At 67.3% G+C, this 20,311-nt stretch carries 20 protein-coding genes; 5 read left to right on the forward strand and 15 right to left on the reverse strand.

The window, feature by feature from the left end; all coding sequences use genetic code 11:
• Positions 1 to 283: 283 nt before the first annotated feature.
• The gene (locus ACESMN_RS00615; RefSeq protein WP_373051644.1) at positions 284 to 1,642 is read right to left on the reverse strand and encodes an adenosylmethionine--8-amino-7-oxononanoate transaminase; all 1,359 of its coding nucleotides are present in this window, start codon (positions 1,640 to 1,642) and stop codon (positions 284 to 286) included.
• Positions 1,643 to 1,818: 176 nt separating this feature from the next.
• Entirely contained in the window at positions 1,819 to 3,177 is a 1,359-nt protein-coding gene (locus ACESMN_RS00620) for a KamA family radical SAM protein (RefSeq protein WP_373051645.1), read from the reverse strand.
• A gap of 263 nt (positions 3,178 to 3,440) precedes the next feature.
• Between ACESMN_RS00620 and ACESMN_RS00625 the strand changes: the two genes are divergently transcribed.
• Complete coding sequence (locus ACESMN_RS00625; RefSeq protein WP_373051646.1) at positions 3,441 to 4,562, forward strand: aminotransferase class V-fold PLP-dependent enzyme; 1,122 nt, start codon at positions 3,441 to 3,443, stop codon at positions 4,560 to 4,562.
• A gap of 34 nt (positions 4,563 to 4,596) precedes the next feature.
• Here the strand turns inward: ACESMN_RS00625 and ACESMN_RS00630 are convergent, their stop codons facing one another.
• The 10 genes from ACESMN_RS00630 to fabD all read right to left on the reverse strand — a co-directional run bounded on the left by ACESMN_RS00630 (position 4,597) and on the right by fabD (position 13,351).
• Positions 4,597 to 4,944 (reverse strand): PilZ domain-containing protein, encoded by a 348-nt coding sequence (locus ACESMN_RS00630; protein ID WP_373051647.1) that lies wholly within the window; start codon positions 4,942 to 4,944, stop codon positions 4,597 to 4,599.
• A gap of 155 nt (positions 4,945 to 5,099) precedes the next feature.
• Positions 5,100 to 6,098: a DNA-directed DNA polymerase gene (locus ACESMN_RS00635; protein WP_373051648.1), complete on the reverse strand. Its 999-nt coding sequence runs from the start codon at positions 6,096 to 6,098 to the stop codon at positions 5,100 to 5,102.
• On the reverse strand, positions 6,095 to 6,766 hold the full coding sequence (gene tmk / locus ACESMN_RS00640; protein WP_373051666.1) for a dTMP kinase: 672 nt from the start codon (positions 6,764 to 6,766) through the stop codon (positions 6,095 to 6,097). The genes ACESMN_RS00635 and tmk overlap by 4 nt, the downstream gene beginning before the upstream one ends.
• A complete protein-coding gene (mltG, locus tag ACESMN_RS00645) occupies positions 6,763 to 7,785 on the reverse strand; it encodes an endolytic transglycosylase MltG (RefSeq protein ID WP_373051649.1) in 1,023 nt (340 codons plus the stop codon). Before mltG ends, tmk begins: the two co-directional genes overlap by 4 nt.
• A complete protein-coding gene (locus ACESMN_RS00650; protein WP_373051650.1) occupies positions 7,772 to 8,593 on the reverse strand; it encodes an aminotransferase class IV in 822 nt (273 codons plus the stop codon). The genes mltG and ACESMN_RS00650 overlap by 14 nt, the downstream gene beginning before the upstream one ends.
• Positions 8,590 to 9,903, reverse strand: coding sequence for an aminodeoxychorismate synthase component I (locus ACESMN_RS00655; protein WP_373051651.1), 1,314 nt, complete (start codon positions 9,901 to 9,903; stop codon positions 8,590 to 8,592). The genes ACESMN_RS00650 and ACESMN_RS00655 overlap by 4 nt, the downstream gene beginning before the upstream one ends.
• 8 nt (positions 9,904 to 9,911) lie before the next feature.
• Positions 9,912 to 11,150: a beta-ketoacyl-ACP synthase II gene (gene fabF / locus ACESMN_RS00660; protein ID WP_373051652.1), complete on the reverse strand. Its 1,239-nt coding sequence runs from the start codon at positions 11,148 to 11,150 to the stop codon at positions 9,912 to 9,914.
• Between the two features lie 105 nt (positions 11,151 to 11,255).
• On the reverse strand, positions 11,256 to 11,495 hold the full coding sequence (gene acpP / locus ACESMN_RS00665) for an acyl carrier protein (protein WP_373051653.1): 240 nt from the start codon (positions 11,493 to 11,495) through the stop codon (positions 11,256 to 11,258).
• A gap of 133 nt (positions 11,496 to 11,628) precedes the next feature.
• Entirely contained in the window at positions 11,629 to 12,369 is a 741-nt protein-coding gene (gene fabG / locus ACESMN_RS00670) for a 3-oxoacyl-ACP reductase FabG (protein ID WP_373051654.1), read from the reverse strand.
• 40 nt (positions 12,370 to 12,409) lie between these two features.
• Positions 12,410 to 13,351, reverse strand: a complete 942-nt coding sequence (gene fabD / locus ACESMN_RS00675; protein WP_373051655.1) for an ACP S-malonyltransferase — start codon at positions 13,349 to 13,351, stop codon at positions 12,410 to 12,412.
• Positions 13,352 to 13,515: 164 nt separating this feature from the next.
• Between fabD and infA the strand changes: the two genes are divergently transcribed.
• Positions 13,516 to 13,734, forward strand: a complete 219-nt coding sequence (gene infA, locus ACESMN_RS00680; protein ID WP_373051656.1) for a translation initiation factor IF-1 — start codon at positions 13,516 to 13,518, stop codon at positions 13,732 to 13,734.
• Between the two features lie 33 nt (positions 13,735 to 13,767).
• Here the strand turns inward: infA and clpA are convergent, their stop codons facing one another.
• From clpA to icd, 3 genes are all read right to left on the reverse strand, one after another.
• Positions 13,768 to 16,050, reverse strand: coding sequence for an ATP-dependent Clp protease ATP-binding subunit ClpA (gene clpA, locus ACESMN_RS00685; protein WP_373051657.1), 2,283 nt, complete (start codon positions 16,048 to 16,050; stop codon positions 13,768 to 13,770).
• 4 nt (positions 16,051 to 16,054) lie between these two features.
• Positions 16,055 to 16,378: an ATP-dependent Clp protease adapter ClpS gene (gene clpS / locus ACESMN_RS00690; protein WP_373051658.1), complete on the reverse strand. Its 324-nt coding sequence runs from the start codon at positions 16,376 to 16,378 to the stop codon at positions 16,055 to 16,057.
• 185 nt (positions 16,379 to 16,563) lie between these two features.
• The gene (icd, locus tag ACESMN_RS00695; RefSeq protein ID WP_373051659.1) at positions 16,564 to 17,826 is read right to left on the reverse strand and encodes an NADP-dependent isocitrate dehydrogenase; all 1,263 of its coding nucleotides are present in this window, start codon (positions 17,824 to 17,826) and stop codon (positions 16,564 to 16,566) included.
• 234 nt (positions 17,827 to 18,060) lie between these two features.
• Here icd and ACESMN_RS00700 point away from each other — a divergent pair, with 234 nt between their 5' ends.
• Genes ACESMN_RS00700 through hflD form a run of 3 tightly spaced genes read left to right on the forward strand, consistent with a single transcriptional unit; the run spans position 18,061 to position 20,300 of the window.
• Positions 18,061 to 18,519, forward strand: coding sequence for an NUDIX domain-containing protein (locus tag ACESMN_RS00700; protein ID WP_373051660.1), 459 nt, complete (start codon positions 18,061 to 18,063; stop codon positions 18,517 to 18,519).
• Positions 18,516 to 19,628: a tRNA 2-thiouridine(34) synthase MnmA gene (mnmA, locus tag ACESMN_RS00705; protein WP_373051661.1), complete on the forward strand. Its 1,113-nt coding sequence runs from the start codon at positions 18,516 to 18,518 to the stop codon at positions 19,626 to 19,628. Before ACESMN_RS00700 ends, mnmA begins: the two co-directional genes overlap by 4 nt.
• Before the next feature lie 42 nt (positions 19,629 to 19,670).
• Positions 19,671 to 20,300, forward strand: a complete 630-nt coding sequence (hflD, locus tag ACESMN_RS00710) for a high frequency lysogenization protein HflD (RefSeq protein WP_373051662.1) — start codon at positions 19,671 to 19,673, stop codon at positions 20,298 to 20,300.
• Positions 20,301 to 20,311 lie beyond the last annotated feature (11 nt).

Consider the following 20,311-nt stretch of genomic DNA (forward strand, 5'->3'; position numbering starts at 1 on the left):
GCACATCCCATGGTCTGAGCTGGAGCAGTTGCTGCTTCTGCCGGTGCTGGCAGTGCTGTCGGCCTGCTCCTGCCCTGCCTCTCTCCGGCGTCCATCGATCAGCGGCATGCGGTGGTCGCGATGTCCGGCGAAGCCGCAATGCTCACGTTCACATTCACGCTGCTGGCTCTCCTCGCCGGATGGCTCCGCGGAAGCCTGCTCCATCGGAACCGAAACGACCGTGCCGTGCCTGGCTCTCGCTGCGGGCAAGGGGTCGCGGCGGGCATGGAAGAGACGCCAACCATCAACATCCCGTGGCCCGTTCGATCCCCTCCCCCATCACCTCCGCGAGAAAACCGATCTGGTCCTCAGTGATCACGTACGGTGGCATCAGGTAGCTTACGTTTCCCAGTGGCCGCAACAGTGCGCCGCGCTCGAGGCCGTGCCGGTAGATCTCCAGTCCCCGTCGCTCCTGCCAGGGGAATGGCGTGCGCGAGGCCTTGTCCTGCACCAGTTCCACCGCCGCGATCATTCCGGTCTGACGCACCTCGGCCACGTTCGGATGATCCCGCAGCGGCGCAAGCGCCTTTGCGATGTGCTCCGCAAGTATGCGGTTGCGCTCGAGCACCGGCTCGTTCTCGAAGATGTCCAGCGTCGCCAGCGCCGCGCGGCAGGCCAGCGGGTTTCCGGTGTAGGAATGCGAATGCAGGAAGGCGTTGAGTTTCTCGTAGTCGTCGTAGAAGGCGTCATAGACCTCGTCGGTGGTCAGCGCCACGGCCAGCGGGAGATAGCCCCCGGTCAGGCCCTTCGAAAGCAACAGGAAGTCCGGTGCGATCGGGCCCTGCTCGCAGGCGAACATCGTGCCGGTGCGGCCGAAGCCGACCGCGATCTCGTCGGCGATCAGGTGGACGCCATGGCGGTCGCAGGCGTCACGCAGCAGCCGAAGATACTCGGGGTCGTGCATGCGCATCCCGCCGGCGCACTGCACCAGCGGCTCGATGATCACTGCGGCGGCCTCGTGGGCGTGGGTCGCCAGGGTCGCCTCCATCAGCTCGAACTGGCGCCGCGCGACGTCGGTACAGGTCTCGCCCTCCTCGCGTTCGAAGCAGTCCGGCCCGGGCACGGTGATCACCGGCAGCATCAGGGGCGCGTAGGTCGACCGGTACAGGTCCACCGCTCCCACTGACAGGGCCCCGAGGGTTTCGCCGTGATAGCTGTTGGTCAGGCAGATGAAGCGCTGCTTCTCCGGATGCCCGCGGTTCCTCCAGTAGTGGAAACTCATCTTCAGCGCCACCTCGACCGCCGCGCTGCCGTTGTCGGCGAAGAAGCATCGGGTCAGGGGTTCCGGCGTCAGCGCGATCAGACGCTCGGAGAGTCGGACGACGGGTTCGTGGGTGCACCCGGCCAGGATCACGTGCTCCAGCTGCTCCAGCTGGTCCCGGATCGCGGCGTTGATCACGGGGTTCGCGTGCCCGAACAGGTTGACCCACCAGGAACTGACCGCGTCCAGATAGCGCTTGCCCTCGAAGTCCTCCAGCCAGACGCCCTCGCCGCGGCGGATCGCCAGCATCGGGAGGACCCCCTCCTCTTCGTAGTCCTTCATCTGGGTGCAGGGATGCCAGAGGGCCGCGTGATCGCGCTGTTTCAGGGTATTCGAGTCCATCGCGGCATTGTAACGCCGCGATCGCGCGGGGACAGAATTGGAAACCGGTCGTTGTTCGCTCTCACCCCCTCCGCCAGCACCCTGCTCCGGGGGTCACCCTGCCCCGGGAAAGATTAATGAATCTGTCCCCGTTTTGTCGTCTTGCCCGCCCGGCTCGGCATCTCGCTAGCCCTTGATCAGGACGCCGTCAGCGGGTACTCCTCCTCGAAGAAGAAACGCTCCCCTCCGAAGGCGGGACGCAACTGGTCGAGCCAGGTGGCCTCGGGATCGAAGCGTGCGAAGAACGGCCGCTGTACCCAGTCCGGATTCCGACCCTGCACGAAGCGCAGTACGAAGACCCTCTCGCCGTGGATCTCCGTCACGCCCTGCACCTCCACCTTCCCCGGGCCCGCGCTCATCGACGGCCCCCGCGCGGTACGAGCGAGTCCCGACACCGACTGCAGCGCCTCCCGGTAGATCTGCCAGGCGCGGGCCAGCGGGACCTCGAAGTAGCGCCGCGCGCCGGTGTCACGCTCGACAAACATGTAGTACGGGTAAATCCCCGCTCCGACCTGGTCGCGCCACAGGCGCGCCCAGTCCTCGGCCCGGTCGTTGATGTGGGCCAGCAGTGGCCCCTGGGACCGGATGGTCGCGCCGGTTTCGCGCAGGCGGCGGATGGCGGCCCGGGCGATCGGGGTGTCGAGTTCCCGCCAGTGGTTGTAGTGGGCCATGATCGCAACATTCTTGCCCGCCTCCACCAGGCGTTCCAGCAGGCGCAGGAGGTCGTCGGCATCCGGGTCCGTGACGAAGCGGTAGGGCCAGAAGGTCAGGGCCTTGGTGCCGATGCGCAGGTTCTGCACATGATCGTAGGCCGACCCCAGCAGCGGCTCCAGGTATTCGGCCAGGCTGCGGGTCTTCATCACCATCGGATCGCCGCCGGTGACCAGCAGATCCGAAACGGCGGGATTCGCACGGAGGTAGTCGTGCATCTGCCCGGCCTCATTCGAGGCCATGCGCAGGGCCTTGTCCCCCACGAACTGCGCCCAGCGGAAGCAGAAGGTGCAGTAGCTGTGACAGGTCTGTCCCTGGGCCGGGAAGAAGAGCACCGTGTCTCGATACTTGTGCTGCAAGCCCGCGATGGTCCTTCCCTCGGAGTCAAGCGCCCGGTTCTGTTCCCGCTGCCCGGCCGGGTGCGGGTTCAGGGACTCGCGCAGCTCCCACGCCAGGGCGGTGATCTGGTCGCGCCCGGCCCCGGACCGGTGCAGTTCCGCCATTCGCTCGAAGGACTCGGGGTCCAGCATCCCGCGCTGCGGAAAGGTCAGCTGGAAGATGGGGTCCTCCGGAACGCGGGACCAGTCGATGAGGTCTTCGATCACGTACTGGTTTACGCGAAACGGCAGCACGCTGGCGACCACGCGCATCTCCTCGCGCATTTCCTCGGGGACATTCGACAGTGCGTCGATGCGGTCGAGGCCACGCTCGGTAAAGACCGTAAAGCGGCGTGCCTCGATGCTCCCGAGATCGGGGTCGCGAAAGAACTTGAGAACTGAATTCATCCAGTTTCTCCTGAAACGACAAGAAAGGGATTGGCCGCGAGGGCACCGGGCCCTGCGCCCGGATGCGTGTGACCGGTGAGAGTCGCGACGGCCGTGATGGGGGCGCAAAAGGGCTTCGCAAGAACAGCCTGCAAGGTTAACAATCCGGGAAACGGCCCGACAACCCCGGTCGGGATCGGACCGGCGGTCACCCAGTGCGGCCGCTGTGCCTTGACGTGCGTCCCGATTCTGACACGCTTGGCGGATCACGCACGGAGTCCATCATGCACCCGGAATTTCCGCAATCCCAGATCATCCATCTGAACCACGCGGCGGTCGGACCCTGGCCCCTGCGGACCGCGGAGGCGGTCACCGCCTTTGCCCGCGAGAACGCCGTCACCGGTTCCCTGCACTACGGTGCGTGGCTGAAGGTCGAGGCGGCGACCCGCGCGCTTGCCCGCGAGCTGCTCGGGGCCGCGACCGCCAGTGACGTGGCGTTCGTGAAGAATACCTCGGAGGCGCTGTCCATCGTGGCCTTCGGACTGCCATGGTCATCCGGGCAGAACATCGTGATACCGCAAGGCGAGTTTCCGTCGAACCGGGTGGTGTGGATCAAGGCGGCGGAGCGTTTCGGACTCGAGGTCCGCGAGGTCGGGTTGCCCTTCGACGACCCGGAAACGGCCCTGCTGGCGGCCTGCGATGGTGACACCGCGCTGCTTTCGACCAGTTCGGTGCAGTTCGCCACCGGCCTGCGACTGGACCTCGAGCGACTGGGCGCCGCGCTGCGCCGCCGGGGCGTGCTGTTCTGCGTTGACGCGATCCAGCACCTCGGCGCCCTGCCCTTCGACCTGGCGGCCGTTCAGGCGGACTTCGTGATGGCGGACGCGCACAAGTGGCTGCTCGCGCCCGAGGGTATCGCGCTCCTTCACGTGCGCCCGGAACTGCGCGAGCGGCTGTTGCTGCAGGAATACGGCTGGCACATGCTCGCCGATGCGGGCGATTACAGCCACTACGAACTCGCCGAGGCCCCGGATGCGCGCCGCTTCGAACCCGGCAGCCCCAACCTGCTGGGCGTTCACGCGCTGCACGCCAGCCTGTCCCTGCTGCTCGAGACCGGGATGGATACGGTTGCGGCGGAAATCGAGGCCCGGTGGATGCATCTTCATGAGGGTCTGCAACGACTGGGATGCAGGACCGTCACACCGGTAGAGCGGGGACGCCATGCGGGCATCCTGACCTTCGCCCCGGCGCGGGGCGATACCGAATCGCTCTACCGGGCGCTGCAGGAACGTGGCGTGCTGTGCGCGCAAAGGGGGGGCGGCATACGCTTCTCGCCGCATTTCTATCTTTCGACCGAGGTGCTGGACTGCGCGCTCGCGGCGGTCGCCGAGGGTATGCGGGCCTGACGGCCACAGGTACGGCCGGCAGTGGCCCGCGGGGTCAGAGCGTGTGCGTGCGTCCCGTGGACTGCAGCATGCCCCCGAGGTGGTTCTCGATCAGCCGCCGGGTGGACCCCTTGTCGTTGGGGCTGAACTGGACGCCGATGCCCCGGGTGCGGTTACCCTGGGCCCGGGCCGGGGTCACCCAGACTACCTGACAGGGAACCGGAATCCGTTCGGACTCGTCGAGCAGCGAGAGCAGCACGAAGACCTCGTCGCCGAGGCGGAACGGCTTGTCGGTGGGAATGAACAGTCCGCCGTTGGTCAGAAAAGGCATATAGGCCGCGAACAGGGCGGACTTCTCCCGGATCGCCAGCGTCAGAATGCGCCCCCTCGCAGGTGCCGTCATCGTCTCATCACAACCTCGCCGTGCGGGACCATTCGAAAAGCTCACATGCGTTGCCGGCCGCGGAGGCGATCACACGCTAGCGGCATGTCCTCGCCGCAACCAGCCTGGCCTTCGATTATCGCCCGTTTTTTCGCTTCAATGCCAGTGCCGCGGAATCAGGATGACATGGGGTGGCGCCAGAAACGCAGCACGATGTCCTCGCAGCGCAGGTTCGGATTCAGCGGGGCCTGCAGTTCACGCTGCCACTGCAGCGAGTCCTGATACAGCAGCGCGGTCCCGCGCATGCCCAGCCTGGCCGCGAACGGTCGCAGCAGATCGGTTCCGAACAGCCGTCCGAAGGCATCCGCCTCACCCTGCACCAGGTAGTGGTGGGCGGATACCAGCAGCCGCTGCAGGCGCGGGATCAGGGACGCCAGTCCGCATTCGAGGAAGCGCTGGACCACCGGGAACGGTGACTGGCTGCGCAGCAGCGTGTCCAGTGCGGCCCGATCCGAGCGCCACGCTGCCTGCGCGGCCTCGTCGTCGAGCAGCGCCCGCGCTTCAAGCGGCCGGTCCAGGCACGCGGCCAGGGCCTCGTCCGCGCTCAGCGCGTCGTGCTCCAGTGGCCTCAGCCAGCTCTCCACCACCGCGCGTTCCGGCACCGGGACGCTCAGGAGCCGGCAGCGACTGCGAATCGTGGCGGGAAGCCGTGCAGGCTGCGCCGCGGCAAGCAGGAGCATCGCGCCCCCGGGCGGTTCCTCAAGCGTCTTGAGCAGGGCGTTGGCGGCGTTCAGGTTCATCACCTCCGCCGGCTCGATGAAGACCATCCGCGCCGGTCCCCCGTGACTGAGTGACAGGAATTCGATCACGGCCCGGATGCTGTCGATCAGGATCTCCTTCCCCGGCACCTCCGGCGTGACCTGCAGGATCTCGGGATGCGTCCCGCCAAGGAAGCTGCGGCAGCCGTTGCATCGGCCGCAGCCGAAGAGCCCCTCTGCGCCCTCGGTACAGGCCATGCGCTGCAGGAAGGCCCGGATGAGCACCCCCTTGCCCACACCCTTCGGGCCCGTCACCAGCAGGCCGGGCGGTGTCTGTCCCGAGCCGACCAGCCGGACCAGCTCGCCGAGGCGGCCCTGGAGCCAGGGCGGGAACGCCGCCTGGTCCCCGCCGTTCACCTGTCGTCTCCCGGAACCGGGCCATGATTGGCCGCGGCGAGCCAGTCGGACCAGGCGGCATCGACCGCCGCTGCAACGCTGTCAACGTCCAGGGCGCCGTCGATCACGCGGTAGCGCCGCGGCCGGAGGCGTGCCCGTTCCAGGTAGGCCGCCCGCGCGCGCTCGAAGAAGGCGAGGTCCTCGTTCTCCATGCGGTCGCGTTTGCCCCGGCTGAGGGCCCGCTCGAGCCCCAGTCGGGGCGGGACATCGAACAGCAGCACGAGGTCCGGCCGCAGATCGCCCTGAAGCCAGTCCTCGAGCGCCGCGACCCTGTCCATACCGAGTCCGCGCCCGGCGCCCTGGTAGGCGAAGCTGGCGTCGGTGAACCGGTCGCAGAAGACCCACGCGCCGCGCGCGAGCGCGGGCTCGATGCAACGGCGCAGGTGTTCCGCACGCGCGGCGAAGATCAGCAGCAGTTCGGTCTCGGCGGCCATGGTTCCGATCGAGGGATCGAGCAGCAGATCGCGCAGCCTCTCGCCCAGCGCGGTTCCGCCCGGCTCCCGCGTGACCACCACCTCCGGGCCGTTGCCCGCGAAACGGCGCAGCAGGCGCTCGAGCTGGGTCGACTTGCCGGCACCCTCGATCCCCTCGAAGGTAATGAACCGTCCCCGGACACCGGCCACCGTCAGCGCCTTCCGTAGCGGCTGGCGTCGCCGTCCAGCTGGTACTTGATCACCGCGGCCCGATGTTCGCTGTAGCTTCGGGAAAACGCGTGGGTGCCGTCCTTGCGCGACACGAAGAACAGCGCGTCGGTCTCGGCCGGATTGGCCGCCGCATTGATCGCGGCCTGTCCCGGCAGCGCGATCGGCGTGGGCGGAAGGCCATCGCGCGTGTAGGTGTTGTAGGGATGGTCCCGCTGCAGTTCCGCTCGCGTCAGCCGCGTGACGTCCGGGCCAACCGGGTACAGCAGCGTCGGGTCGGTCTGCAGCCGCATCCCGCGCCGCAGACGATTCACGAACACGCCGGCCACCATGGCGCGCTCCTCGGACTGGCCGGTCTCCTTCTCCACGATCGAGGCCAGGATGAGGAGTTCGTAGGGGGAATCCAGCGGATGTTCCTCGGCCCTGTTGTTCCAGGCGCGCTCCAGTGTTCGTTCCATTGCCTCGTGTGCCATGCGGATGATCCGCTCGGCCGGCGTGTCCCGCCCGAAGACATAGGTGTCCGGCAGAAACCAGCCCTCCGGGTGCATGTCCGGACGCCCCAGCATCGTCATCACCGCCTCCGGCTCGAACGGCTCCGGCATCGCCCGCAGGGCATCGTGCGCCTGCACCGCGTCGAGAAACTGTTGCGCGGTCCAGCCCTCCGGAATGGTCAGCTGATGACTGATCACCGCGCCCCGGGCCATTCGGTCCAGGAGTTCCGCCGGTGCAATGTCCGCGGGTACACGGTATTCGCCCGCCTGCAGCCGCCCGGAGATGCCGTGGTACCTGGCGTGCGCCTCTGCCAGCCATGCGTGGTGGATCCAGCCGCGGTCCTCCATCTCACTGATGATCTGGCGGAACCCCTGCCCGGACCGGACCACGAAGACCTGGTCCTCTTCCAGCGCCAGCGGTTGCAGCAGCTCCTTCTGGTACAGGCTGGCCAGATGGGTCCCGACCAGGACGCCCGCGATCACCAGGAGCAGGATGGAAAGACTAATCCAGCGCATGCATTCGTTCTCCGATCTCATGGATGCGATCGAGCAGGCCCTTGCCGTGCCGGCTCGCGCCCTTCGGCGATTCCTGTCCCAGGAGCACCGCGCGGCGCACCCCGAGCCGCGCGCTGGTGAGGAAGATCGCGTCTGCGCGGCGCACCCGCGCCAGGGTGAGACTGGTCTCGCGCACGGTGAGCCCGAAGGCCGCGCCGTGGTCGAGCAGCCAGTCGCGGCGCGTCCCGGCGACCCCGTGCGTGCTCAGTGGCGGGGTCAGCAACACGCCCTGCTCGACGATGAACACGTTGCTCTGCGTCGCACAGCGTACCCTCCCTCCGGCATCCAGCATCAGCCCCTCGTCCCAGTCCTCGCCCCACTCCTGGCGTGCCAGCACGTTCTCGAGCCGGTTCAGGTGCTTGCAGCCCGGGGCCGGACTGCGTGTGGCGCGGGTCGCGCACACGCCCAGGCGCAATATGTCCGAGGCGTCTGCAATATCCAGCGACGCCCCGCCCATCACGATGCGCGTGGGCCGCGGGCGCGACGGCGCCGCGTACCCGCGTGGACCCGGTCCGCGAGTGACGATCAGCTTGGCCATCGACGGGACGTCGATGGACACCTGGAGCAGTTCGTCGAGGCAGGCCTGTTCCGGCGGCCGCGGGATGCCGAGCCGCTCCAGCCCACGGCACAACCGGCCCCAGTGCCGCCCCCACAACACCGGACGGTGGGCCTGCATTCGCACGGTCTCGAACACGCCGTCTCCGAACTGCAGGCCGCGGTCGCTCGCCGCGACCGCCGCCCCCGGCTCGCCGTTGACCAGGATGGTCATGAGCGCAGCGCATCCAGCAGCCCGTGGGCCTTGTGACGGGTCTCGCGCAGCTCGGCCCCCGGGTCGGAATCCGCGACAATCCCCGCGCCGGTGCGAAAGCGGATCTCCGCGCCGCGGATGACCAGCGTGCGAATCAGGATGTTCGTGTCCATCATCCCGTGTCGACTGATATAGCCGCAGGAACCGGTGTAGGCGCCCCGCGGCGCGCCCCGTTCCAGCTCCTGGATGATCTGCATGCTGCGGATCTTCGGGCAACCGGTAATCGTCCCCCCGGGAAAGGTGGCGCGGATCAGGTCTCCGGGCGTTGTTCCCGGGCGCAGCCGGGCCTGAACGGAGGAAACGATGTGGTGCACGCGCCGATAGCTCTCGATGGTCATGAAATCCGCGACGCGCACCGTTCCGGTCCGGGCGACGCGACCGAGATCGTTCCGTTCGAGGTCGACCAGCATCACGTGTTCGGCCTTCTCCTTGGCGTTGATCTTCAGTTCGTTCCAGAGGGCCTGATCCCTCACGCTGTCCGGATCCCTTCGACGGGTGCCTGCGATTGGCCGTGTCTCCGCGAGGCCGTTACGCACGCTGACCAGCCGCTCGGGGGACGAACTGACCACTTCCCCACCGGGCAGCCGAAGCCAGGCGGCAAAAGGCGCCGGGTTGGCCTGCCGCAGGCGCCGGTACAGGTCCGCGGAATCCACCGGCCCCGGGGCCCGCACCCGCCATTCGCGCGAGAGGTTGGCCTGGAAGCAGTCGCCGTCCCGGATGTAGCCCAGTGCGCGACGGACCGCCCGCAGGTAGTCGTCCGCCGGTTCCTCCTCGACACGGAGTGCGGGCCAGGTCTCCGGATGCCAGGGGCCGGTATCCTGGAGATCGCGACAGACCTGTTCCCAACGTCCCGGGTCGCCCGACTCATCGACGAAATAGGTCCGCGCCTGTCGGTGATCGATCACCAGCGCGGCAGGGAATTCCGTGGCCAGGGCCCGTGGCAGCCAGGGGTCCGATTGACATGTGCCGAGTGCGGGCTCGAGGTTCCACGCGAGTTCGTACCCCAGGTAGATGAACCATCCCCCCAGAAACGGCAGGTCCGTATGTTCCGGGGCGGCCGGTGGCGCGCCGAAGGCGCCGACACTCTGCAACTGCGCGATCACCGCACCGCCGTTGCCCATGATGGTGCGCCCGGGAAAGGCGAAAAGGATCGAGAAGCGAGCCGGACCCTGCCCGATCAGGGCCGACTCGAGCAGGTGCGGGTAGCGCTCCGGAAAGGTCCGGGCCAGCGCAAAGAGATCCGCGCCGGTCGCGATCGGCCGGACGGACACGGCGCCTGCTACAGCGTGCGGAACAGCAGCGTGCCGTTGGTGCCACCGAAGCCGAACGAATTGGACAGTGCCACCCGGGTGTTCATGTCGCGGGCCTCGTTCGCCACGTAGTCCAGATCGCAGCCCTCCCCCGGGTTGTCCAGGTTGATGGTCGGCGGCGACACGCCGTAGTACAGGGCCAGCACCGAGAAGACCCCTTCGATCCCGCCGGCCGCCCCGAGCAGATGGCCGGTCATCGACTTGGTGGAGTTCACCAGCACCCGCGAGGCATGGTCCCCCAGAGCGCGCTTCAGGGCCATCGTCTCGGCCAGGTCACCCGCCGGAGTCGATGTCCCGTGGGCATTGATGTATCCCACCTCGGTCACGTCGACCCCGGCGTCCTTCAGCGCGCGGAGCATGCAGTTCGCGGCCCCCTCCCCGCCCTGGGATGGCTGGGTCATATGGAAGGCATCGGAGTTCCAGGCGAAGCCCCCGAGCTCGCAATAGATCCGGGCGCCGCGCTTCTTCGCGTGCTCGTATTCCTCCAGCATCAGCACGCCCGCGCCGTCGCTGAGCACAAAGCCGTCGCGATCGCGGTCCCAGGGCCGCGATGCCCGCGCGGGATCGTCGTTGCGGGTCGACAGGGCTCGGGCTGCGGCGAAGCCGCCGATGCCGAGCGGCGTCGTCGCCATCTCCGCGCCACCGGCCAGCATGGCGTCGACGTCGCCGTAGGCGATCATCCTTGCCGCGTCGCCGATGTTGTGGGTGCCGGTGGCGCAGGCCGAGACGATGGAAATATTCGGACCCTTCAGGCCCTTCATGATCGAAAGATTGCCCGCGACCATGTTGATGATCGCGCTGGGCACGAAGAATGGGGAGATCCTGCGCGGCCCGCCCTTCAGATAGGCTGCATAGGAACGCTCGATGTAGGGCAGACCGCCGATCCCCGAGCCGATGGCGACGCCGATCCGGTCGGCGTTTTCCTCGCTGACCTCGAAGCCGGAGTCCTCCAGCGCCTGCAGACCCGCGGCGAGCCCATAGACGACGAAGGTGTCCATCTTCTTCTGCTCCTTCACCGGGACGTAGGCGTCCGCGTCGAAGTCGCGCACCGCACCGGAGATGCGCACCGGCATCGCCGAGGCGTCGAAGACGTCGATGGGCGTAATGCCGCTCCTGCCCGCGACAATGTTCTCCCAGGCCGACTCCACCGTCGAACCGACCGGGGAAACGATGCCGAGACCCGTAATCACCACACGACGCTTAGACACTGACTCTCTCCCTACAGGGCGGAACAACAACGCGAGGGGCCGCACTCGACGTGGCGCGAGCGGCCCCTGGCTTCAGTGCACTGGGACGGCCGAAGCCGATACGGCCTAGTCCTTCAGGTTGGCCTGGATGTAGTCGATCGCCTGCTGCACCGTGGTGATCTTCTCGGCCTGTTCGTCCGGAATTTCCGTCTCGAATTCTTCTTCGAGGGCCATGACCAACTCCACGGTATCCAGTGAGTCCGCGCCGAGATCCTCGACGAATGACGCGGTATTGGTGACGTCCTCTTCCTTTGCGCCCAGCTGCTCGACAACGATCTTCTTGACGCGTTCTTCAATGCTGCTCATGTACGGCATCCCCTCTGGATGTGTGGCGATCAATTTTCGAGCGCCATTCTAGTGAAAAGCCCCGGTTCGATCCAGCATAGGAGCCGCACCGTTCCGGGTTGGCCGGGGCTTCGTGCCTCCCCTTGAAGGTTCATCAATGCATGAACATTCCGCCATTGACGTGCAGTGTCTCCCCGGTGATGTAGCCACCGTCGACTGACGCGAGAAAGGAGACCGTGGCGGCAACCTCTTCCGGCTGCCCGAGGCGGCCGAGCGGAATTCCCTCCAGGAGCTTCGCGCGCGTCTCGTCCGGGAGCTCGCGCGTCATGTCGGTATCGATGAAGCCCGGCGCAACGGTGTTCACGGTGATGTTGCGGCTACCCACCTCGCGGGCGAGCGACCGGGCAAATCCGGCCAGGCCCGCCTTCGCGGCGGCGTAATTCGTCTGACCCGGATTGCCGGTGGAGCCAACCACCGAGCCGATCAGGATGATGCGCCCGCGCCGCGCCTTCATCATGCCCTTGAGCATCTTCTGGGTCAGCCGGGCCGCGGCGGTGAGGTTGGTCTCGATGATGCTGTCCCACTCCTCGTTCTTCATGCGCAGCAGGAGGTTGTCCCGGGTGATGCCCGCGTTGTTCACCAGCACCTCGACCGCACCCTCGCGCTCCTGGATCTCGCTGAGCGCGGCCTCGATCGAAACGGCGTCGGTGATGTTCATCACGGCACCGCGGCCGGCGCCGACCTCCGACAACGCCGACGAGATGGCCTCCGCTCCGCGCGGGGTGGTGGCGGTGCCCACCACCCGCCAGCCATCCGAGGCCAGGCGTCGTGCGATGGCGGCTCCGATCCCGCGGCTGGCACCGGTCACCAATGCTGCGCCTCTCGTGTCGGACATCGATCTTTCCCCTGTCGGTTCCCGGGTTGGACGGAGGCGTTCAGGCCCCGAGCGCTTCCAGTGTACGGGCCAGGCCCGACTCGTCGCTCAGCTCCAACGCCTGCAGATTCCGGTCGATGCGCCTGGACAGGCCGGTCAGAACCTTGCCCGGTCCCGCCTCCACCAGGATCTGCACGCCGCCCGCGCGCATCGTCTGCACGGTTTCGACCCACCGCACCGGGCGGTAGAGCTGCTCGGCGAGGGTGGCACGGAGTTCCTCCACGGTCTGCACCGGGGCGGCGGTTACATTGTGCAGCACGGGGATCTCCGGAATCCTCACGTCGGTAGTGGCCAGCCGGGCCGCGAGCCGTTCGGCGGCGGGCCGCATCAGGGCACAGTGCGAGGGCACGGAAACCGGCAGACGGACCGCCCGCTTGGCGCCCGCCGCAGGCGCGGCGGCTACTGCCCGCTCCACCGCCTGGGCCGATCCGGCAATCACCACCTGGCCGGGCGAATTGAAGTTCACTGCCTCGAGCACCTCATCACCGGCGTGCGTGACGCACAGCGCCCGTACCGCCTCGTCCTCCAGCCCGAGGATCGCGGCCATCGCACCGGCACCCGCGGGTACCGCGTCCTGCATTGCCGCAGCGCGTTCGGCAACCACCGCGACCGCGTCGGAGAACTCCAGCGCTCCCGCCGCGACCAGCGCACTGTACTCACCGAGGCTGTGCCCGGCCATGTGCGAAGGGCGCAGGTCCGTGGCCTCGGCAAGCACTCTCCATGTCGCGACACCGGCAGCCAGCATCGCCGGCTGCGTGTTCTCGGTCCGGTTGAGGATCTCTGCCGGCCCGTTGCAGGCGAGCTCCCAGAGGTCCGTACCGAGCACGGCAGTGGCCTCGGCAAAGGTCTCGCGGACGACCGGGCGACGTTCGCCCAACGTGCCCAGCATCCCCACTGACTGTGACCCCTGACCGGGGAAGACCACTGCCCACTGCGATTCCATGGCAAACCTGATCCGTTCGAGGATGGCGTAGTGTATGCGTAACAATTCCCGAGCGGCAAACCCCGAATCGGCGCCTGCCGGAAACGCGCGATGCCGCGTACGCTTGAGTTCCGGCCGCGCATCCGCATAATGACGCCTCCCGTGCCACAACACCGAGGGCCTGTATGGCGAAAGAAGACGAGATCGAGCTCGAGGGGACCATCCTGGAGACGCTGCCGAACACGATGTTCCGCGTCGAACTGGAAAACGGTCACGTGATCACCGCGCACATCTCGGGGAAGATGCGCAAGCATTACATCCGCATCCTCCGGGGCGACAAGGTGATCGTGCAGATGACCCCCTACGATCTCACGAAGGGTCGAATCGTCTATCGCAACAAGTGAAGGGACCCGGTTTGAACCGGGCCCCGGACGGGCTCAGGAGACGGCGGGCTCGCGTATCTCCAGTTCCAGTCCGCCGTCGCCGACACTGACGACCACCTCTCCGCCGCCCTTGACCAGCCGGCCGAACAGCAGTTCTTCGGCCAGTGGCTTCTTGATGTGCTCCTGCAGCGTGCGCGCCATCGGCCGTGCGCCCATTTTGACGTCGTAACCGTGCTCCGCGAGCCACGCGCGCGCCTCCGGGGTCACCGTCAGCACCACCTTCTTCTCGTCCAGCTGTGCCTGCAGCTGCACCAGGAACTTGTCCACCACTCCAAGGATGGTCGCTTCATCGAGTGCACCGAACTGGATCACGCCATCGAGGCGGTTTCGGAACTCGGGAGTGAAGGTACGCTTGAGCATCTCCATCGCGTCGGTTGAATGATCCTGCTGCGTGAAGCCCATCGAGGGCCGGCTCGCCATCTCGGCGCCTACGTTGGTGGTCATCACCACGATCACGTTGCGGAAGTCCACCTTGCGGCCGTTGGTGTCGGTCAGGGTTCCGTGGTCCATCACCTGCAGCAGCAGGTTGAAGACGTCCGGATGGGCCTTTTCGATCTCGTCCAGCAGCAGCACCGCGTGCGGGTGCTTGAGGATCGAGTCGGTGAGCAGACCGCCCTCGTCGTAACCCACGTATCCGGGCGGCGCACCGATCAGGCGGGACACCGTGTGCCGCTCCATGTACTCGGACATGTCGAAGCGCACCAGCTCGATGCCGAGGATCCGCGCGACCTGCCTCGTGACCTCGGTCTTGCCGACGCCGGTCGGGCCGGTGAACAGGAACGAGCCGATTGGCTTCTCCTCTTCGCCGAGTCCCGAACGCGCCATCTTGATCGCGGTGCTCAGACTCTCGATTGCCTGATCCTGCCCGAACACCACCATCTTCAGGTTGCGTTCGAGATTGCGCAGCACCTCGACGTCGCTGCTCGACACCGACTTGGGCGGAATCCGCGCGATCTTTGCGACGATCGCCTCGATGTCCTGGACGCCGATCGTCTTGCGCCGGTTCTTCGATGGCTGCAGCTGACGGTTCGCGCCCGCCTCGTCGATCAGGTCGATCGCCTTGTCCGGCAGGAAGCGGTCGGTGATGTAACGGTCGGAGAGTTCCGCTGCCGCCCGCAGCGCGGGCCGTGTGAAGCGCACGTTGTGGTGGTCCTCGAACCGGGACTTCAGACCGGACAGGATCTGGTAGGTCTCATCCACGGACGGCTCCGGCACGTCGATCTTCTGGAAGCGCCGTGCGAGCGCCCGGTCCTTCTCGAAGATGCCCCGGTATTCCTGGTAGGTGGTGGACCCGATGCACTTCAGTTCGCCGCTCGCCAGCATCGGCTTGATCAGGTTCGACGCATCCATCACTCCGCCCGAGGCCGCGCCGGCTCCGATGATGGTGTGGATCTCGTCGATGAACAGGACCGCGCCGGGCTGTCGCTTCAGCTGCGCGAGCACACCCTTCAGACGCTTCTCGAAGTCCCCGCGGTACTTGGTTCCCGCCACCAGGGCCCCAAGGTCGAGCGCGTACACGGTCCCGTTCGCAATGGCCTCGGGCACCTCGTGATCCACGATCCGCTTCGCGAGGCCCTCGGCAATCGCGGTCTTGCCCACGCCCGCCTCGCCGACCAGCAGCGGATTGTTCTTGCGCCGCCTGCAGAGGATCTGGATGGTGCGCTCGATCTCGTGCTCGCGGCCGATCAGCGGGTCGATCTCGTCCCTCGCCGCCCGGGCGTTCAGGTTGGTGGCGTAGAGCGTCAGTGCGTTCTGCTTCGGCTCCCCGTCCTCGCCGGACTGGGAACCCGGTGCCGTCCCGGGCTCGCCGCCCCCCGGCTGCGACTGCGCGGGGTCCTCGTCCGGGACCTTGGAGATCCCGTGCGAGATGTAGTTGACGACGTCCAGTCGCTGGATGTCCTGCTGCGCCAGCAGGTGCAGCGCGTGGCTGTCCTGTTCCCCGAACAGCGCCACCAGGACGTTGGCGCCGCTGACCTCCTTGCGCCCGCTCGACTGCACGTGGAAGACGGCGCGCTGCAGCACGCGCTGGAAGCCCAGTGTCGGCTGGGTCTCCCGCCCGTCCCGAGGCGGAATGCGGGGGGTGTTCGCATCCAGCCAGGTATCCAGCTCCGCGCGCAGGCGGTCCAGATCCGCACCGCAGGCCCGCAGCACGGTCGCCGCGCTGGGGTTCGAGATCAGCGCCAGCAGGAGGTGTTCCACGGTCACGAATTCGTGACGCTTCTCCCGGGCATCCTTGAACACCAGGTTCAGGCTGAATTCAAGTTCACGGTCGAGCATGGGATCAGGCCTCCTCCATCGAGCAGAGCAGCGGATGCTGGTGGTGCCGGGCGTATTCGTTGACCTGTGCCACCTTCGTCTCGGCGACGTCGCGGCTGAACAGGCCGCACACGCCCTTGCCCCGTGTGTGCACATGCAACATGATCCGCGTGGCCTTCTCCCGGTCCATACCGAAGAAGGTCTCGAGAACCTCCACCACGAACTCCATCGGCGTGTAGTCGTCGTTCATCAGTACCACCTTGAACCTTCGCGGTGGCTTGAGTTCCGGGCGGGACTCCTCGACCGCAATCGATTCGTCCCGCTGTGTCTTCTGCTTCGAGTCACTCATGGCTCGCTGGCGTCACCTTCAGCCGTTGCAACATCTTACGCCGCATCTTCTTCAAGTCCCGCGGGCGGGGCAAAAATACCGTAGTCCGCGTCCCCTTGACGGCTCCGTCCCATTCTGCATCCTCATGGTGTCGATCGCCCGTCCGTGCCGGAAGTCCGGCCGTCACCGAAGGCGGGGCCGAGTACTCAGCTGCCCATGTGTTCGACAACGGCCGCTCCGAAGCCGGAGCAGGACACGGGTTCGACGCCCTCGAGCAGGCGCGCGAAATCATAGGTCACCCTCTTCGCGCTGATCGCGCCCGACATGCCCCTGACGATCAGGTCCGCTGCTTCGACCCAGCCCAGGTGACGCAGCATCATTTCTGCAGACAGGATCAGCGAGCCAGGGTTCACCTTGTCCTGTCCGGCGTAGCGCGGAGCGGTCCCGTGGGTGGCCTCGAACATCGCAACGGTGTCGGAGAGGTTCGCACCCGGCGCGATCCCGATACCGCCGACCTGCGCGGCCAGCGCATCGGAGATATAGTCGCCGTTCAGGTTCAGCGTCGCGATCACGTCGTAGTCGGCCGGACGCAGCAGGATCTGCTGCAGAAACGCGTCGGCGATCACGTCCTTGATCACGACCTCCTGGCCGGTGCGCGGGTTCCGGAAGCTGCACCAGGGTCCGCCGTCGATTTCCTCGGCTCCAAACTCCTCCCGCGCCAGCTCGTAACCCCAGCTCTTGAAGGCCCCCTCGGTGAATTTCATGATGTTGCCCTTGTGCACCAGGGTGACCGAGGGGCGATCGTTGTCGATCGCATACTGGATGGCCTTGCGCACCAGGCGCTTGGTCCCCTCGCTGGAGACCGGCTTGACGCCGATCCCTGCCGTGTCCGGGAAGCGGATCTTGGTGACGCCCATCTCGTCCTGCAGGAAGTCGATCACCTTGCGGGCCTCGGCGGTGCCCGCCTCGTATTCGATCCCCGCGTAGATGTCCTCGGAGTTCTCCCGGAAGATCACCATGTCGGTCTTCTCCGGGCTCCGCAGCGGGCTCGGGGTGCCGGGGTAGTAACGCACCGGCCGCAGGCACACGTAGAGGTCCAGTTGCTGGCGCAGCGCGACATTCAGGGAGCGTATGCCGCCGCCGACCGGCGTGGTCAGCGGGCCCTTGATCGAGACCACGAACTCGCGCACTGCATCCAGGGTCTCCGCGGGCAGCCAGGTATTGGCGCCGTACACGCTGTTCGCCTTCTCGCCCGCGTAGACCTCCATCCAGGCAATGCCGCGCTGGCCGCCGTAGGCCCTGTCCACCGCGGCGTCGACCACGCTGCGCATCACTGGCGTGATGTCGACGCCGATGCCGTCCCCCTCCACGTACGGGATGATCGGACGGTCCGGCACCCGCAGCGTGCCATCGGAATCAGCGCCGATCCGTTCGGCGTCGGGGGGGATCTTGATGTGCTCGTAGGCCATGGTGGCTCCAGGGGTGGCGAGTTGACGGTCGGGCGGATTATACAAACGATCAGGGTCCGGTGGCTCGCCACGTTGCCGGGCCGCTCCCGCCGCCCCGCTCGGCTGGCTGGACACGGAGGATCTTCCTCGTCAGGACTGGCGCAGGGCCATGGCCGCGAGGACCACCGGCGCCGGGCGGTCGCGTTATCATGGCGGGATGAGCGAAATCATCCTGCCAGTCCGGGCAAGCGGCCGATGACCGATCGCCTGCGCTGCCACGTCACCGTTGCCGCGGTGGTCGCCGACGCCGGGCGCTATCTCTTCGTCGAGGAGCGGATCCGCGGGCGGCGCGTGCTGAACCAGCCGGCGGGACATCTCGAGGCCGGCGAGGATCTGTTGCAGGCCGTGGTGCGCGAGATGCGCGAGGAGACCAGCCTCGACTTCCTGCCCGCCTCCTGGCTCGGCTGCGACCTGCTCCGGCTTCCGGATGGCGCGGTGACGCTCCGCGTCGCCTTCACCGGCGAGACCCGACCGCTGCCGGGGCCGGTCGACCGGGATCCGGTGATCATCGCGACCCACTGGCTGAGCCTGGCAGAGGCGGCAGAGCGTTTCACCCTGCGCAGCCCGCTGGTCCGGCGGACCCTGCAGCGCTTCGAGGAAGGCGTCCGGCTCCCTCTGGAGAGCCTCGGCGGACTGGTGCCCGATCGGACATGAGCCGGCGCCCGAAGGTCATCCTCGGCCTGTCCGGAGGCGTCGACTCGGCGCTGGCAGGGGCACGGCTGCTCGAGGCCGGCTATCGGGTCGAAGGCCTGTTCATGAAGAACTGGGAGGACGACGACGCGCCGGGCTACTGTGCCGCCGAGGCCGATCTGGCGGCCGCGCGGGAGGTTGCGGACACGCTCGGCATCCCCCTGCACAAGGCCAATTACACGGCCCGGTACCGGGAACGGGTCTTCGCACTGTTCCTCGCCGAGTACGAGGCGGGCCGAACCCCGAACCCGGACATTCTGTGCAACCGGGAGATCAAGTTCCCGGCACTGGTCGAACATGCGCGCAGGCTTGGCGCCGATCACGTGGCCACCGGGCATTACGCGGACGTCCGCCACGATGCCGATGCGTCCAGCCTGCTCCTGGCCGCCGACGCCGGCAAGGACCAGACCTATTTTCTCTGCCGCCTGACCCAGGAGCAGCTGCGTCCCGCGCTCTTCCCGCTGGGATCGCTGCTGAAGACCGACGTCCGCCAGCAGGCCCGCGCACTGGGGCTGCCCAACTACGCGCGCCCGGACAGCACTGGAATCTGCTTCATCGGAGAGCGCCGCTTCCGGGATTTCCTGTCGCGGTACCTCCGCGCGCCGGAAGGGGAGATCCGCACTCCGGACGGTCTGCACCTGGGCACCCACCGGGGCCTGATGTTCTACACTCCGGGGCAGCGTCAGGGGCTCGGGATCGGCGGGGTCGCCGGAGGCACGGAGTCGCCGTGGTACGTGGTGGACAAGGACACGGCGAACAATCGTCTGATCGTCGCGCAGGGGGCCGACCATCCGCTGCTGTACAGCCGCGGCCTGACCACCGCGGCACCACACTGGATCCGCGGGCCGGCGGCATGCAGCGAGCCGCTCATGGCCCGGATCCGGCACCGCCAGCCACTGCAGGCCGCGCGCATCCTCGGAGCCGGCTCGTCCGGGCTTGAGGTCACGTTCGAGACGCCCCAGCGCGCTGTCGCGCCGGGCCAGTCCATCGCCTTCTATCGCGGCAGGGAGTGCCTCGGCGGAGCCGTGATCGCGGCGCGGTCACGCGAGCCGGCCGACCCAGTTCCGGTATAGTGGCGGCCCTGTGCAACCTCCACCCAGCGGGATACGCGATTCTTGGAGCGCAGCGACTACAACCGAGCCCTGGCCCTCGCGGCCATCTTCCAGACCGCCTCGCTGGTGAAGGACCTCGCCTGGCGCGGCCAGTGCGACGATCACGAGTTCGAGATCATGATCGGCAGCCTGTTCGCCTTCGACGCCGACACACCCTCCGAGATCTTCCGCGGGGAGGCCAACCTGCGCAATGGGCTGGAGCGGATCGACGTGCAGCTGAAATCCGGCGGAAAACCGCCGGACATGGAAATCACGCGCTACGCAATCGGCCTGATCTTCCTCGAACGCAAGCTGCAGGCACGACCGGACAGGCTCTCCGCCCTCGGTGACGGACTGAAGGCTGCCGAGCGACAGGTCGAGTACTTCAATCTCGCCCACGACAGCGTGATCGCCCGGCTCGCCGAGGTGTACCAGGAGACCATCTCGCCGCTGGGCCCACGGATCATCGTGCAGGGAGAGCAGACGCACCTCTCCAACCCGAACGTCGCGGCACGCATCCGCGCCGCACTGCTCGCCGGCATCCGCGCCGCCGTGCTCTGGCGCCAGGCCGGCGGTTCACGCTGGAAACTGCTGTTCGGGCGCAACCGGCTGATACAGGAAGCGCGCGACCTTCTGCACCGACTCAATACCTGACCCCCGGGAGC

Source organism: Thioalkalivibrio sp. (genome assembly GCF_041690275.1).
In the GTDB taxonomy this organism is placed as follows: Bacteria; Pseudomonadota; Gammaproteobacteria; order Ectothiorhodospirales; family Ectothiorhodospiraceae; genus Thioalkalivibrio.

Bases quoted from the DNA above. Each gene is read 5' to 3' on its own strand.
- ACESMN_RS00615 (WP_373051644.1), bottom strand. From the start codon at position 1,642: ATGGACTCGAATACCCTGAAACAGCGCGATCACGCGGCCCTCTGGCAT.
- ACESMN_RS00620 (WP_373051645.1), bottom strand. From the start codon at position 3,177: ATGAATTCAGTTCTCAAGTTCTTTCGCGACCCCGATCTCGGGAGCATC.
- ACESMN_RS00625 (WP_373051646.1), top strand. From the start codon at position 3,441: ATGCACCCGGAATTTCCGCAATCCCAGATCATCCATCTGAACCACGCG.
- ACESMN_RS00630 (WP_373051647.1), bottom strand. From the start codon at position 4,944: ATGACGGCACCTGCGAGGGGGCGCATTCTGACGCTGGCGATCCGGGAG.
- mltG (WP_373051649.1), bottom strand. From the start codon at position 7,785: ATGCGCTGGATTAGTCTTTCCATCCTGCTCCTGGTGATCGCGGGCGTC.
- ACESMN_RS00650 (WP_373051650.1), bottom strand. From the start codon at position 8,593: ATGACCATCCTGGTCAACGGCGAGCCGGGGGCGGCGGTCGCGGCGAGC.
- acpP (WP_373051653.1), bottom strand. From the start codon at position 11,495: ATGAGCAGCATTGAAGAACGCGTCAAGAAGATCGTTGTCGAGCAGCTG.
- fabG (WP_373051654.1), bottom strand. From the start codon at position 12,369: ATGTCCGACACGAGAGGCGCAGCATTGGTGACCGGTGCCAGCCGCGGG.
- fabD (WP_373051655.1), bottom strand. From the start codon at position 13,351: ATGGAATCGCAGTGGGCAGTGGTCTTCCCCGGTCAGGGGTCACAGTCA.
- infA (WP_373051656.1), top strand. From the start codon at position 13,516: ATGGCGAAAGAAGACGAGATCGAGCTCGAGGGGACCATCCTGGAGACG.
- clpA (WP_373051657.1), bottom strand. From the start codon at position 16,050: ATGCTCGACCGTGAACTTGAATTCAGCCTGAACCTGGTGTTCAAGGAT.
- clpS (WP_373051658.1), bottom strand. From the start codon at position 16,378: ATGAGTGACTCGAAGCAGAAGACACAGCGGGACGAATCGATTGCGGTC.
- icd (WP_373051659.1), bottom strand. From the start codon at position 17,826: ATGGCCTACGAGCACATCAAGATCCCCCCCGACGCCGAACGGATCGGC.
- ACESMN_RS00700 (WP_373051660.1), top strand. From the start codon at position 18,061: ATGACCGATCGCCTGCGCTGCCACGTCACCGTTGCCGCGGTGGTCGCC.
- mnmA (WP_373051661.1), top strand. From the start codon at position 18,516: ATGAGCCGGCGCCCGAAGGTCATCCTCGGCCTGTCCGGAGGCGTCGAC.